This window comes from Flavobacterium sp., from assembly GCF_039595935.1.
In the GTDB taxonomy this organism is placed as follows: Bacteria; Bacteroidota; Bacteroidia; order Flavobacteriales; family Flavobacteriaceae; genus Flavobacterium.
In genome coordinates, this window is record NZ_JBCNKR010000006.1 from 1,994,229 (window position 1) to 2,009,437 (window position 15,209).

Consider the following 15,209-nt stretch of genomic DNA (forward strand, 5'->3'; position numbering starts at 1 on the left):
TAAATCTGCTCAATCTGCGAGAGAAAATTTATAGAAAGATTTGAAAAAATAATTCGTGAATTCGTGGCAGAAAAAAACATCTGTAAAAACAAAATCGTTTTATATATTTGAAATAAAGATAATTTTTGCATTATTTGCAAAATAAAACAAAAACGACTGAATTAAATTAATTTATAACAGCAAAACATATATGGCATTTTCAAGTTTATTCCGAAAGAAAACAGTACAGGATATTCTAAAGCAGGTTGCTCAGAACGAATCAGATGGTCATAATGCACTAGGAAAACATTTGACCACCAAAGACTTAACTGCTTTTGGAATTGCGGCTATTGTTGGAGCGGGAATTTTTAGTACGATTGGAAAAGCCAGCGCAGACGGTGGACCAGCCGTTATCTTCTTATTCTTATTTACCGCTTTGTCTTGTAGTTTTGCTGCTTTTGCTTACGCTGAATTTGCTTCGATGGTTCCGGTTTCAGGAAGTGCTTATACTTATTCGTATGTTGCTTTTGGGGAATTAATTGCCTGGATTATTGGCTGGGCTTTGATTATGGAATATGCCGTTGGAAATATAACGGTCGCCATATCGTGGAGTGATTATTTTACAGGACTGCTCCAGAGCGGCGGAATTCATCTTCCGCAATGGATTCAGATGGATTATTTAACTGCTTCAAACGGTTTTAACGATGCTGAAGCCTTAATGCGAGGTGGAAAATCATTTGAAAATTTAAGTGTTGCTTTGCAGCAGGCACATACAGCGTGGACAACTGCACCAACAATTGGATCTTTCCATTTTGTGACTGATATACCGGCATTGTTCATCATTATTTTGATTACAGCTTTGGTTTACAGAGGAATGAAAGAATCTCGTAACGCAAGCAACTTAATGGTTGTCGTAAAACTTTGCGTAGTACTTTTAGTAATTGCAGTTGGAGTATTTTATGTAGATACTGCAAACTGGAGTCCGTTTGCGCCAAATGGAGTTAGCGGGGTTTTAAAAGGAGTTTCTGCCGTTTTCTTTGCTTATATTGGTTTTGATGCGATTTCTACAACAGCAGAAGAATGTAAAAATCCGCAGAGAGATTTACCACGCGGAATGATGTGGGCAATTATTATTTGTACACTTTTATATATTGCTATTGCTTTGGTTTTAACCGGAATGGTAAAATATCACGAATTAAATGTTGGAGATCCTTTGGCATTTGTTTTTGATAAATTAGACTTAAAATGGATGTCTGGAATTATTGCTGTAAGTGCAGTAGTTGCTATGGCGAGTGTTTTATTGGTTTTCCAAATGGGACAGCCTCGTATCTGGATGAGTATGAGCCGTGATGGTTTATTGCCAAAGAAATTCTCAACCGTTCATCCAAAATTCAAAACACCTTCTTTCGCTACAATTGTAACAGGATTTGTTGTAGCAATTCCAGCATTATTCTTAAACCTGACAATGGTAACGGATTTATGCAGTATCGGAACGTTATTTGCTTTTGTATTGGTTTGTGCTGGAGTTTTAGTTTTACAAAATAAACCTGAAATTCCAAGAGGAAAATTCAAAACGCCTTATATCAATTCAAAATTTATTCTGCCGGTTTTAATGATCGCCGGATTGTATTATGCTTTTGCATTCAACAATAAAGCGACAATGGCATTTATTAATAATGAACCACAGATTTACGATGCAACTTCAATCGTAACTTCTTTAGATAAATCAGAATCGGAAAAAGTTTTTAAATATTTAGAAAGTATTGAAGTAAATAATAAAACAGCTGAAACTTCAGATTTAGAGCATTTATTAGGACAATATCAGGATGACGACGCAAAATATGCTGAGGTTGTAAAAGGCCTGCCAATTGCTGATTCTGCAAAATATGAATCAGGTTTTAGTTTATTCAAACACAAAATTCCAATGTGGATATTCTTATTCGTTTTGGTTGGATTAGCGGTTTGGGCTTTCAGAAAAAATCTTTCTTTGATTCCGCTTTTAGGATTAATCTGCTGTTTGTATATGATGGCCGAATTAAGCGTTTGGAACTGGATTTACTTTACAATATGGTTAATAATAGGGTTATTGATTTACTTTACTTATAGTAGAAAAAATAGTAAACTGAATGTAGTTAAGTTATAAGTTAAGAGTTAGTAGTAACGCAAATAAACATTTCTCTAAAATATGAAAATGAAAATTATCTTTTATTTTATCCTTTTTTTTACAAATTTCCTTCATGCTCAGATAATGGCTGATGTAGAGGATGATTCTTCTGATGGAAGGACTTTAACACAAGTTGAATTTAAAAGGGCGATAATTCTTTATGATAAATACGTTGCTAGTGAGGATTTTATTGAAATGAAAAATAAAATTGAAAAACTCTCTTCAATAGCAAACGAAAATAATAAATTACGTGAGTTTGTATTTTATGAAGAAAATATAAATAACCAGAAAATAGAAAATTGGGTGAATAAAAATATTCCAAAAGAAAATAACGGAGAAGCAACTAAACTTCTTTCTAGAATTGTTGTACTGAATAATAAAATCAATATTGACAATGCTGAAATAATAAATATATTAAAATATAAAGCAAGTTTTAACCAATGCCAAGAAATAATGAATCCTGAATTGAGAGATAGATAAATGCGCTACCACTAACCGCCGTTAAACGAGATATGGGTTTTCGGCTGAATTTAAAGATAGTTTTGTGCTTGGACAATTGGCATATCTTTAATTCCAAACTTCGTTTAGCGTCCTAACGTTAATAAAAATATAAGTTAAAAAAGCCGTTCTGTGATTGATTTCAGAACGGCTTTTTTATATAAAATCCGCATAAATTTTCTCGCGCAGATTGTGCAGATCTTACAGATTTTTTATAGGTTTCTATGACATCAGCATAATCAGCCAAATCTGCGAGAGAGATATCTTAGCGAATCTCTGCGAAATTTTCTTTGCGAATCTCTGTGGAATTCAAAACTCCAACTTCGATCATACATTGTTTCATCATTTCATAAGTACGATCAATATCGTTATCCAAACCAATAGAAAAACGAATCAAACCATCTGTTAATCCCATTTCTTTTTGTTCTTCTAACGGGATTTCACTAGAAGTTGAAGTTCCCGGCGCGCTGAATAACGTTTTGTAAAAACCTAAACTTACTGCCAAATAACCAAGATTTCTTTCCTGCATTAATTCCATCAATTCATTGGCTTTTTCCAAAGTTCCAACATCAATTGTCAGCATTCCGCCAAAACCATATTCCGGATTAATCATTGTTTTGTACAATTCATGACTAGGATGGCTTTTTAAACCCGGATAAACCGTTTTTAAACCATCTTTTTCAAACATGTCGGCCAAATAATGCGCATTATGACTGTGTTGTTTAATGCGGATGTGAAGCGTTCGAAGGTTTTTCATTACAGAAGCAGAACGCAAACTATCCATTGTTGGTCCTAAAAGCATACTTGCACCAGAATTTACATTTTTCAGCGAATTGATAAATTCTTTCGAAGCACAAGTTACACCGCCGACAGTATCGCTGCTTCCGTTAATATATTTCGTTAAACTATGAATCACGATATCTGCACCTAATTTTGCAGGAGAAACTGATAAAGGCGAAAATGTATTATCAACAACCAATTTTAAATTGTGTTTTTTAGCAATTTTTGCCAAGCCAGCAATATCGGCAACTTCCAATAACGGATTACTAACTGTTTCGCAATACAAAACTTTAGTTTTCGCTGTAATTGCTGCTTCAACAATATCCAGTTTTGTTATGTCAACAAAGCTTGTTTCAATTCCGAATCTTGGTGTGAAATTTTTTAGGAAAGCGTAAGTTCCGCCATAAATCGTTCGGCTTGAAACGATGTGATCTCCGGCTCCGCACAATTGTAATAGAGTAGGTGTAATGGCTCCCATTCCCGAAGCTGAAACGTTTGCGGTTTCCGTTCCTTCTATTGCCGCCAAAGCCTGATCTAAATAAAGGTTACTTGGCGAAGAATGACGTGAATATAAATAGCAGCCTTCCATATTGCCTTCAAAAGTGTCAAACATGGTTTTAGCCGAAAGAAAAGTATAAGTTGAAGAATCAGAAATTGAAGGGTTTACTCCTCCAAACTCGCCAAAGTATTGCAAATCCTGAATTTTGTCTGCTGGGTTAAAGTTTTTCATATAGATAGTTTTGTTTATTTTGTTTCAAGTTTCAGGTTTCAAGTTGATTGAAACTAGTGTTAATTATTAGGAGCTAATCCTGCTATCCGTTGCAATCTTTTGTGCCGAACCCCGGCACAAAAGGATTTCCACTTCTATCAGGGCTAGGGTACTCATTTTCAAAAGAAATTTTATTCAAAGTAAGATTGAATTAGAAAAATAATCAACAAGTGATTTAGTATTTAGATTTTAAATCTATAAAAATGAATTTATATTGATTTTTAATCTAAATTTGATTTATGAAATCTGATTCAGTAGATTTTCTTTCATTTCAACAACAAACCAAAATCCATAAGCATGATTCTTGACGAAATAGATAAAAAACTTCTAGTTTTACTTCAAACCGATAGTAAAAAGACCAACAAAGAATTGTCTTTAAAATTGAATTTATCGGTAACGGCAGTTTACGAACGAATCAAAAAACTCGAACGCGAAGGCATAATAAAAAACTACGCAGCCTTAGTTGATAAATCTAAAATCGAAAAAGGATTTGTGGTTTTCTGCCATTTAAAGTTGATTCAGCACACAAAAGAATTTCTAACCAAATTTGAAAGTGAAGTTATCAAACTAAACGAAGTTTTAGAATGCCATCACGTAAGCGGTGATTATGATTATATTTTAAAAGTCTTAGTAAAAGATATGGAGGCGTACAGAGAGTTTTTGGTAACAAAACTAACTTCGTTACAGCATATAGGCAGTACGCAAAGCATGTTTATGATTAGCGAAGTGAAGAATTCGACGGTGATTTCGTTTTAAGATGCTGAGGGACTAAGGTTCTGAGATTCTAAGTTTTTTTGCAGAGACGCACCGCAGTGCGTCTAAAACTATGTTTATCATTTCGATTGTTCGCTATCGTTCCGAAATCTCTTTTAATTTATTTAATGCTTTCGGGTAAGTATTTTTAAAATAATCCAAATATTCGTCAACAGTATCCAAATCTACTGTTACGGTTGTTATACCGTTATTTTCCTGATAAGAATAATTTTCGTGACCGCCTGTCCATTTTTCGACTTGTTCACCTGTAGTGACTTCTGTGTCGCCATCAAGGAAACCGTAATGTCTTATAGAAACAAATTTGGCAGGCTGGTTTTCTACAATTTCAGAAACCATTCCGCCTTTTTTGCCGTTTTCGTCCAGACCCACAAAATATATTTTGCTTCCCTTTTCCCAGCTTCCTTCGTAGGTAGAAGTTGGATTAAATATTGCTGTCCAATATTCATAATTTTTTTTGTCTTTCAAACCTAACATCACCTCATACACTTTTTGAGCCGTTGCATTTATCTCTGTTTTGAATTGTAGCTTTTCCATTTTTATTTGGTATTGGTTAGACTTTAAAGTTACATTTAATTTTTTTGTTTTTGTTGTTTATTATTTGATTTTCAATAATTTTTTTTGCAAAATTCGTTATCTGTTCGAGTGGTTTGTTAGTTAATGTCTATTTGTTTTTCTCCACAAGTTGTCTAAAAGTATTCTTCCACAAAGGCATTTTGTCATAAAATTCGACACACTTATCAATTGAATTTAAACTTTCTAGTGTAGGCAAAATATTTTGCTCAAAATCTATTCTAAATTCAGTAGTAAAATCTTCCATATTTGTATCAGTTTCCAGACGAAAACCTAGATTTTTTCTAAATTTATGCTCTTGTCTGCTTTTAGAAATAAAGCATTGTTCTCTGCAAGGAATGGCAATATCATAACCAGTTATCTTTTTCTTTGTTTTATCTGAAATAAATCTTTCCAGTGCAATTCCAATATTAAAGCAAAAATCGACCTGATCTTTTGAATTAAAAGAGAAGTTTTGAAGATTTATTACAGAGTAAAAAGTTTCATTATTTTTCCACCAATTATTTCCACTGGTTTTATAGCCTTTGTCTTTAAGAAGAGGTTTTAAATAAGTTTTAATTAATATTTCTTGTTTTTCTTTTGCAGTCATTTTTGATTTAAGATAACATTCGACTATTAAAACAGGTTTGGTGTTAAATTAAGCTAGAATTTTCGGATTTGCAAATTATTCCAAATACAAAACAAATTTCTATTAGGCTAATAAAATTTCCTGCGATAAAAATAAATTTTAGTTTCGATAGTCATCGGGATTTAAAAAAAATAAAGCTCTTTATACTAAAATAGAAACCTTTTGCGGAAAAATTTAACTCCAAAATTTCACGCAAAAAACATTGAAAATTAAACTTCAAACAAAACTTTATTCCTTAATTTTGTAACCGCTAAAATAAAAACAAATACTATGAGTTCATTTGACGTAGTCATTATAGGTTCAGGTCCTGGAGGATATGTATCAGCAATTCGTTGCGCACAATTAGGTTTCAAAACTGCAATTGTAGAAAAATATAATTCATTGGGCGGAACTTGCCTTAACGTAGGTTGTATTCCTTCAAAAGCATTATTATCTTCTTCTCACCATTATGCTGAAATCGCTCATTTTGCAGACCACGGAATCGAAGTTTCTGGTGATGTAAAAATCAATTTAGAGAAAATGATTGCCCGCAAACAAGCTGTAGTTGATCAAACTGTAGGCGGAATCAATTATTTAATGGATAAAAATAAAATCACGGTTTTCAATGGTTTAGGTTCTTTCGTAGATGCAACTCACATCGCTGTTGCAAAAGCTGACGGAACTTCTGAAACTATCGAAGCAAAATATACTGTAATTGCTACAGGATCAAAACCATCTTCTTTGCCATTCATCAAAATTGATAAAGAAAGAATCATCACTTCTACTGAAGCTTTGGCTTTAAAAGAAGTTCCAAAACATTTAGTAATCATTGGTGGAGGAGTTATCGGAATCGAGCTTGGACAAGTTTACCTTCGTTTAGGTGCTCAGGTTTCTGTAGTGGAATTCATGGACAGAATCATCCCGGGAATGGATGGAGCTCTTTCTAAAGAATTAACTAAAGTGTTGAAAAAACAAGGAATGAAATTCTACGTTTCTCACAAAGTAAAATCAGTTGAAAGAAACGGTGATGCTGTTGTAGTTCAGGCTGAAAATGCAAAAGGAGAAACTATCACTCTTGAAGGAGATTATTCATTAGTTTCTGTAGGTCGTCGTCCGTACACAGACGGATTAAACGCTGATAAAGCGGGAGTTAAAATTTCTGACAGAGGACAAGTTGAAGTAAACGATCATTTACAAACGAATGTTCCAAATATCTATGCAATTGGTGACGTTGTTCGTGGAGCAATGTTAGCACACAAAGCAGAGGAAGAAGGAGTTATGGTTGCTGAAATCTTAGCAGGTCAAAAACCACATATCGATTATAATTTAATCCCTGGTGTAGTGTACACTTGGCCGGAAGTTGCAGCAGTTGGACAAACTGAAGAGCAATTAAAAGCGGCAGGAGTTGCTTATAAATCTGGAAGTTTCCCATTTAAAGCTTTAGGACGTGCAAGAGCAAGTGCTGACTTAGACGGATTCGTAAAAATCTTAGCTGACGAAAAAACAGATGAGGTTTTAGGAGTTCACATGATTGGAGCACGTACAGCAGATTTAATTGCTGAAGCGGTTACTGCAATGGAATTCAAAGCTTCTGCTGAGGATATTTCAAGAATGAGCCACGCGCACCCAACTTTCGCGGAAGCGGTGAAAGAAGCAGCATTGGCAGCAACAGAAAACAGAGCTTTACACGTATAATTTACGTTAAACATCATAAATAGAAAACGTCAGAATAATTTCTGACGTTTTTTTATTGCTTGACTATTTTAAAAGTATAGTAGGTTTCTTTGTTTTTTGAATATACGCTATACGATTGCTCGTCTTCATCATATAATTTGTATAAATATTTATCGCCTTTTACACTTAAGTTTTTCCGTGAAAGGTTGTTACTTTCAATAAACTCCAGTTCAAATTCGCACTGGCCTTTTTTTCTGTATTTTAATTTTGAAAAAGTATTGTCTTCAAATTTTTCTATCCACAAATTATCACTTAAGGTAACTTCTACTTTTTTACCATCATTTTCAATGTAATAATATCTCGAAATTTTATCAAAAGCATTGCATTGGTCTTTCGATAGTTTTTCTACAGGTTTTTCATTGTGCATTTCCCAGGTGCTTTGAGATGACTTATTTGGAAAAAGTGCTACAAATTCATTGCAATTTCTTTGTAATCTAAAGAAAATCAATTCAAATACTCTTCTTTGTGCGATGCTGTCTTTAAATTTTGACAGATACGGAACAACGTGAGAATTGTTAATCGTGTTAATTCTGATTTCATTATGCAGGTTTTGATTCTGAACTAACGATTTGCATATTTCATTATTCAAAGAATCAACAGATTTTATGTATTCAGACTGAGATTTGCAATAAGAGGAATAAACTAAAAGAATTAAGAGCAGGTGTTTTTTCATTTTTGGATATTGGTTAATGCTCCAAAATTAGCTTTTTAGTAAGAATATTATAAAGTCTTGTTTAAAATTTTATATTTCTGATATTTTAATAGGTGAAAAAATATAAACTTGAAGAAAAATTTTGTAAATTAGATGTAGAATTCTGATGCTATCTTTATGATAATAAAAAGATTGCATCATGAAAAATAAATATATTGCTCCGGTTTTATTAGGAGCAGGAATTGCGTTCATACTTTACTCAAACAGATCGAAAATTCCTAAAAAAGCAACGGCCATTACCAATTTTGATAAAGATAAATATTTAGGAAAATGGTTCGAAATTGCCAGATTAGATTATAAATGGGAAAGAAACTTAGACAATGTTTCTGCCGAATATTCTCTTAACAGCGATGGTACCATAAAAGTTCATAATAAAGGCCATAATGTCAAAAAAGACAAATGGGAAGAAAGCATCGGGAAAGCCAGACTTGTCAAAAAAGACAATGTTGGTATGCTTAAGGTCTCATTTTTTGGTCCTTTATATTCCGGATATAATATTATTGCGGTAGATGACAATTACAAGTATGCCCTTGTTGCCGGCGAAAGTCTTAAATACATGTGGATACTTTCAAGAGAAACAACAATGCCTGAAGCGGTAAAAGCAGATTTTTTAATTAAAGCTCAGGAAATTGGATACAATATTTCAGATTTGATTTGGGTAAAACACGATAAATCAAACTAAATAAAAAACCCGACATTTTAGTGTCGGGTTTTTTATTATAACTAATGAAGAATCATGGTGTAAAAACTGTTTTATAATTATCCCAATATCTGTAAATCAAAAATAAATTGCCTAGAAAAAGTAATCCGGCAATAGGAAGACCTTCCGGCGTTAAAAAATAATTGATAAACAAAATGTTGATTGTGATTGGTAAAATCAGGATGTTTGCCAGAGTAACAAAACGACCCGTTACAAATGAAATCCCGCAAAGTAATTCAACTGTTTTTGCTAATGGAAGCAGATAAGTTGAAGCGACTAAACCCATATTAAATGCCTTAAAATTACCTGTTGTTTCTGGTTCCGGCGCAAGTTTAAAAAAGAACGAAATAGAGGCAAACAACAGTAAAAGGCCGATCAAAACGCGGACAATAATAGTAGCAATTTTCATAATACTTAGAATTTTAATAGGTTAAAATGATATAATTAGTGTGCTGAAAATGCAAATCAATATTCTTCAAATAAATGGATATCTTTTTTAAGGATCATTTTATTGAGAATTTAACAATCAATAATATTCTATTTTGGGATTAGTTTAATGCTATATCAAATATAACGAATTTTTTCTTATGAAATTACTGTTATATTAACAGTTTTATGTAATTATTTTTAGCTTTTAATAGATTCGGCTTCTGTCGATAATTTTTTCTGATTATCTCAGAAGCGAAATTTTTTGTTGTAATTTTGAAATTTAAAAAATTATCCATTTTTGAGAGTTTCTTTTACCAAACATATTTCAAATCCAGAGCTGTTTAAGCAGCAGCTTTTAAACTGGTCGCAGCAATTTCGGGAAGTCGTTTTTTTAGACAGTAATTCTTATCCGCAGGAATATTCAAGCTTTGATTGTCTGCTGGCTGTTGATGCTTTTACGTCTTTAAAAACCGATTTTCAAAACGCTTTTGAAGATTTAAAACAATATCAGCAAACTACAAAAGACTGGCTTTTAGGATATCTTTCTTATGATTTAAAAAATGATACCGAAAATCTGAAATCAAATAATTTTGACGGATTAGAATTTCCGGATTTATTTTTCTTTCAGCCCAAAAAAATATTTCTATTAAAAGAAAATCAGCTGGAAATTCAATATTTGCTTCTTTGTGATGATGAAGTTGAAGATGATTTTCATGAGATAGTCGAAAGTCGAAAGTCGAAAGTCGAAAGTGGTAATTCTTTAAAGATTCAGCAGCGTATTTCTAAAGATTCATATATCGAAAAAGTAACTAAAATGCTGGAGCATATTCATAAAGGCGATATGTATGAAGCTAATTTTTGTATGGAGTTTTTTGCCGAAAATGCGGTGATTAATCCCTTAGAAAAATTTCAGAAATTAAATGAAATTTCGCAAGCACCTTTCTCTGTTTTCTTTAAAAATCACAAACAGTTTTTACTTTCTGCTTCACCGGAACGTTACCTGAAAAAAGTTGGAGAAAACATTATTTCACAGCCTATAAAAGGAACTTCAAAACGATTTTTAGATTCTGTTGAAGATCAAAAATCAAAAGAATATCTGGAATCTGATGCAAAAGAACGTGCAGAGAATATCATGATTACAGATTTGGTTCGAAATGATTTATCACACACTGCCCAAAAAGGCTCTGTTGAAGTTGCCGAACTCTGCAAAATTTATTCGTTTTTGCAGGTTCACCAAATGATTTCGACAATAACATCAAAACTAGATGCGCAATATTCTGCAATTGATGTTTTAAAAACCACTTTCCCAATGGGAAGTATGACAGGTGCGCCAAAGATTTCGGTTATGAATATTATCGAGAATCTTGAAGAAACCAAACGCGGGCTTTACAGCGGAGCGGTAGGATATTTTACTCCCGAAGGCGATTTTGATTTTAATGTTGTAATTCGAAGCATTCTCTACAATCAGGAAAAAGAATATGTTTCGTTTTCTGTTGGAAGCGCAATAACATCCCTTTCAATTCCCGAAAAAGAATACGAAGAATGTTTACTAAAAGCTAAAGCCATGCACGAGGTTTTACAATAAAGGATTGAAAATGTTTTTTTGTTTCACGCAGATTTGGCAGATTGTGCAGATTTAATTTGAATTTAGGAATAAATAAAATCAGCTTAATCTGCAAAATCTGCGTGAAAAATAATTCGTGAATTCGTGGCAAACAAAAAAATCACTGCTTAACATTTCATTTAAAAATAGATAAAATTTAATTTGTTACTTTTATCGGATGCTTTTAAAATTTCAGAATCATATCATTTCCAGATTTCCATTTTTAGCCGAGAAAAAGCTTTTTCTTGCTGTTAGTGGCGGTTTAGACAGTATGGTTTTACTTCATTTACTTCAAAAACTGCGGTATGAAATTGCGGTTTTGCACTGCAATTTTCAGCTTCGGGGATTAGAAAGTTTTGGCGATCAGGATTTTATTCAAAAATACTGCGAACAAAATAATATTCCCGTTTTTACAACCCAGTTTGATACTGAGGCTTTTGCCAAAGATTATAAATTATCAACACAAGTTGCGGCCAGAGAACTTCGCTACAGTTGGTTTTATGAGCTTTTAGAAGAAAAAAACTTCGATTATATCTTAACAGCACATCATGCTGATGATAATCTGGAAACTTTTATCATCAATTTAACCCGCGGAACAGGATTGGAAGGTTTAACCGGAATTCCGGAACAAAATGACAAAATCATTCGTCCGCTTCTGCCATTTTCAAGAGAAGAAATTCTAAAATATGCTGAAGAAAATAATATCGAATGGAGAGAAGACAGCAGTAATGCTTCCAATAAATATCTTCGAAATAAAATTCGTCACGATTTAGTTCCGATTCTTAAAGAAATCAATCCCAACTTTCTGAATGCTTTTGAGAAAACACAATCGTATCTTCAGGAATCCAAAGAAATGGTTGAAGATGCATCGATTATGATTTATCAGCAAGTAGCAAAAGAAGCAGAAGAGGATATACATTTTGATTTAAAGCAGCTCAAAAAACTTCCAAATTATAAATCGTATTTGTACCAATGGCTGAATGAGTTTGGCTTTTCGGCGTGGAATGATATTTACGATTTAGTGGAAGGACAATCTGGTAAACAGGTTTTTTCAGATGAATTCAGGCTTTTAAAAAATAGAGAAACTTTGATTTTGAGCCCGATTTCGGAAACAGCCTTAAACGAAGAATTTCAAATTCAGGAAAACGATACAGAAGTTAATTTTCCCTTAAATTTAAAGCTTTGTCAGGTAGACGACATTACTATAAATTCAAATAAAGCTATCTTTGTTGACGCTAAAAAAATCCAGTTTCCTTTAGTTCTTCGCAGGTGGAATGAAGGAGATACTTTTCAGCCTTTTGGAATGAATGGGAAGTCGAAAAAAGTGAGCAAACTTTTTAAAGATGAAAAATTATCATTGATTGAAAAGGAAAAAACATGGATTTTATCTTCGGATAATCAAATAGTCTGGATTGTTGGCATGAGACAAGACGAACGTTTTAGAGTTGAAAACACCACAAATAAAATACTTAAAATAGAATTGCAATAATGAACTTTAATCAAAACCTTCAAGTGATACTTTCAGGAAGTATCAGGAATAAAATAACTGCCTTTTTGCTGTTGTTCTTTTTTGCTTTGGCAGGCAATGCCCAAATTTTAGAACCGGTAAAATGGACTTCTAAAATTGAAAAAAAAGGAAATAATGCGCTATTAATTTTTGACGGAACAATCGAAAAAGACTGGCATATGTATTCGCAGTTTACGCCAGAAGGCGGACCGCTTGCGCTGGAAATTTCGTTTAAAAATCAAAAAGGAAACTACGAACTAATAGGAAAAGCTAAAGAAGGCAAAACCAGAACGGCTTTTAACGATGTTTTTGGTGTAAATGAAACCTTTTTTGAAGGGAAAGCACATATTGAGCAGGAAATAAAAATCATTAACCCAAATTTGAAAACGGTTGATGTAGATTTTGATTTTCAGGTTTGTAAAGAAGTTTGTATCAACTCAAATAAAAAGTTTTCGATTTCGGTTCCTTCAACCTTTAAAATGGATGAAATTCCCGTAATTTCAGAAGCAAAAGCCGACGAAACGAAGAGAGTAGGTTTAGCTATTGATACTATTAAAAAAGAAGCAGAAGTTACAGCTGATAAAACTTCAAAAGTAGAAAAAGAAACTACGGCTAAAGAAGAAATTCCGGCTCCGGTGCCATCAAGAAGTTTATGGTCAATATTTTTTATTGCTTTTCTGTCAGGATTTGCGGCATTGTTAACGCCTTGTGTTTTCCCAATGATCCCAATGACAGTGAGTTTCTTTACTAAACAAAGTAAAAGCAGAGCAAAAGGAATTAGAAATGCAATTATATACGGATTTTCGATCATTGCTATTTATGTGATTTTAGGGCTTATCGTAACTAAAATATTTGGTGCAGATGCTTTAAATGCATTCTCAACGGATGTTTGGTTTAATTTAATTTTCTTTGTGATATTAGTCATTTTTGCCACTTCATTTTTGGGTGCTTTCGAAATTATGCTTCCAAATTCATGGGCAAATAAGGCAGATCAACAGGCTGATAAAGGTGGAATAGTTGGGATTTTATTTATGGCTTTGGCTCTTGCTATTGTGTCCTTTTCTTGTACAGGACCAATTGTTGGAACTTTATTAGTTGAAGCTGCTTCAAACGGTGGAATTGCTCCAATTGTTGGAATGCTTGGTTTTTCATCTGCATTAGCACTTCCGTTTATGTTATTTGCTATGTTTCCTGGCTGGTTAAATTCATTACCAAAATCGGGAGGATGGCTAAATACCGTAAAAGTAGTTTTAGGATTTTTAGAATTGGCTTTGGCATTCAAATTTTTATCAAATGCTGATTTAGTTTTACAATTGCACTTTTTAGAAAGAGAAGTTTTCATTGCAATCTGGATTGCTATTTTTGGAGCGCTAACTTTATATTTATTTGGAAAAATTACCCTGCCTCACGATAGTCCTTTACAGCATATATCAGTTGGAAGATTGTATCTAGGATTGCTTACGTTGGTATTTACAATGTATTTAATTCCGGGACTTTGGGGTGCGCCATTAAAATTAATCAGCGCATTTCCGCCGCCGCCAACATATAGCGAAAGCCCTTTTGGAGTAGGAGGTTCTGGCAGTGCTGCTGTAAACCAAGATATAAAAGGACTTCCGGATGGAGCAGAATTAGGTCCTCACGGAATTATGGTTTTCCACGATTACGAAGATGGTTTAGCTTATGCAAAAGAAATAAAAAAGCCTATTATGCTTGATTTTACAGGTTATGCTTGTGTAAACTGCAGAAAAATGGAAAACAATGTTTGGTCTGAACCTGCGATTTTACCAATTTTAAAAAATGATGTGGTTTTGATTTCGCTTTATGTCGATGATAAACGCGAATTGCCAAAAGAAGAACAATTTGTTACAGCTGCAGGTGATAAAATTATTACTGCAGGCGATAAATGGACAGATTTTATGATTTCTAAATATAAAACCAATACTCAGCCATTATACGTTATTACAGATTTAGAAGGAAATAATCTAAATGCTTCTAAGCCAACAATTAGCTATGTGAGTGCAGAAGAATATTTGCAATGGCTAAAAGAAGGGATTTCTAATTTTAAATAGTTTTTAAGAATTAAGAATTAAGAATTAAGAATTAAGAATTAAGAATTAAGAATTAAGAATTAAGAATTAAGAATTAAGAATTAAGAATTAAGAATTAAGAATTAAGAATTAAGAATTAAGAATTAAGAATTTTGAGCTTTAAAAGCTAAAATAAATTTGACATAAAAAGGGCTGTCTCGATTTTTGAGACAGCCCTTTTGTAATTAGTATAAAGGCTATTTTTTTACTTTATATTCTCATTTCATCATTCCGTAGGAATGTCTCGTCGGTAGAAAAAAAATATTGAATGTACGTTTATTACGTTCCATAGGAAC

Annotated in this window: 13 protein-coding genes; 8 read left to right on the forward strand and 5 right to left on the reverse strand. The window is 33.0% G+C overall.

All coding sequences use genetic code 11. The annotated features are described in order from the left end of the window. Positions 1-190: 190 nt before the first annotated feature. Positions 191-2,122, forward strand: coding sequence for an amino acid permease (locus ABDW27_RS18335; RefSeq protein WP_343697195.1), 1,932 nt, complete (start codon positions 191-193; stop codon positions 2,120-2,122). Between the two features lie 48 nt (positions 2,123-2,170). Beyond that, positions 2,171-2,623, forward strand: coding sequence for a hypothetical protein (locus tag ABDW27_RS18340; RefSeq protein WP_139260518.1), 453 nt, complete (start codon positions 2,171-2,173; stop codon positions 2,621-2,623). 283 nt (positions 2,624-2,906) lie between these two features. Here the strand turns inward: ABDW27_RS18340 and ABDW27_RS18345 are convergent, their stop codons facing one another. After that, a complete protein-coding gene (locus ABDW27_RS18345) occupies positions 2,907-4,151 on the reverse strand; it encodes an aminotransferase class I/II-fold pyridoxal phosphate-dependent enzyme (protein WP_343697196.1) in 1,245 nt (414 codons plus the stop codon). Positions 4,152-4,487: 336 nt separating this feature from the next. Between ABDW27_RS18345 and ABDW27_RS18350 the strand changes: the two genes are divergently transcribed. Then, positions 4,488-4,946 carry an Lrp/AsnC family transcriptional regulator gene (locus ABDW27_RS18350; RefSeq protein ID WP_343539305.1) on the forward strand — a complete coding sequence of 153 codons (459 nt, stop codon included), beginning with the start codon at positions 4,488-4,490 and terminating at the stop codon, positions 4,944-4,946. Between the two features lie 93 nt (positions 4,947-5,039). Here the strand turns inward: ABDW27_RS18350 and ABDW27_RS18355 are convergent, their stop codons facing one another. After that, positions 5,040-5,498 carry an SRPBCC domain-containing protein gene (locus tag ABDW27_RS18355; RefSeq protein WP_343697197.1) on the reverse strand — a complete coding sequence of 153 codons (459 nt, stop codon included), beginning with the start codon at positions 5,496-5,498 and terminating at the stop codon, positions 5,040-5,042. 127 nt (positions 5,499-5,625) lie between these two features. Further along, complete coding sequence (locus tag ABDW27_RS18360; RefSeq protein WP_343697198.1) at positions 5,626-6,123, reverse strand: DUF4304 domain-containing protein; 498 nt, start codon at positions 6,121-6,123, stop codon at positions 5,626-5,628. 309 nt (positions 6,124-6,432) lie between these two features. On the opposite strand from ABDW27_RS18360, the gene lpdA reads away from it, so the two are divergent. Continuing rightward, on the forward strand, positions 6,433-7,836 hold the full coding sequence (gene lpdA, locus ABDW27_RS18365; protein WP_109192351.1) for a dihydrolipoyl dehydrogenase: 1,404 nt from the start codon (positions 6,433-6,435) through the stop codon (positions 7,834-7,836). 52 nt (positions 7,837-7,888) lie between these two features. Here the strand turns inward: lpdA and ABDW27_RS18370 are convergent, their stop codons facing one another. Further along, a complete protein-coding gene (locus ABDW27_RS18370; RefSeq protein ID WP_343697199.1) occupies positions 7,889-8,548 on the reverse strand; it encodes a hypothetical protein in 660 nt (219 codons plus the stop codon). Between the two features lie 178 nt (positions 8,549-8,726). Here ABDW27_RS18370 and ABDW27_RS18375 point away from each other — a divergent pair, with 178 nt between their 5' ends. Continuing rightward, positions 8,727-9,269 (forward strand): lipocalin family protein, encoded by a 543-nt coding sequence (locus ABDW27_RS18375; protein WP_343697200.1) that lies wholly within the window; start codon positions 8,727-8,729, stop codon positions 9,267-9,269. A gap of 52 nt (positions 9,270-9,321) precedes the next feature. On the opposite strand, the gene ABDW27_RS18380 is transcribed toward ABDW27_RS18375, so the two are convergent. Next, on the reverse strand, positions 9,322-9,696 hold the full coding sequence (locus tag ABDW27_RS18380) for a DoxX family membrane protein (protein WP_343697201.1): 375 nt from the start codon (positions 9,694-9,696) through the stop codon (positions 9,322-9,324). A 318-nt stretch (positions 9,697-10,014) separates the two neighbouring features. Here ABDW27_RS18380 and ABDW27_RS18385 point away from each other — a divergent pair, with 318 nt between their 5' ends. The 3 genes from ABDW27_RS18385 (at position 10,015) to ABDW27_RS18395 (ending at position 14,895) form a co-directional block, all read left to right on the forward strand. After that, entirely contained in the window at positions 10,015-11,301 is a 1,287-nt protein-coding gene (locus ABDW27_RS18385) for an anthranilate synthase component I family protein (RefSeq protein ID WP_343697202.1), read from the forward strand. Positions 11,302-11,497: 196 nt separating this feature from the next. After that, on the forward strand, positions 11,498-12,808 hold the full coding sequence (tilS, locus tag ABDW27_RS18390) for a tRNA lysidine(34) synthetase TilS (RefSeq protein WP_343697203.1): 1,311 nt from the start codon (positions 11,498-11,500) through the stop codon (positions 12,806-12,808). After that, positions 12,808-14,895, forward strand: a complete 2,088-nt coding sequence (locus ABDW27_RS18395; protein WP_343697204.1) for a cytochrome c biogenesis protein CcdA — start codon at positions 12,808-12,810, stop codon at positions 14,893-14,895. Before tilS ends, ABDW27_RS18395 begins: the two co-directional genes overlap by 1 nt. Positions 14,896-15,209: the final 314 nt, after the last annotated feature.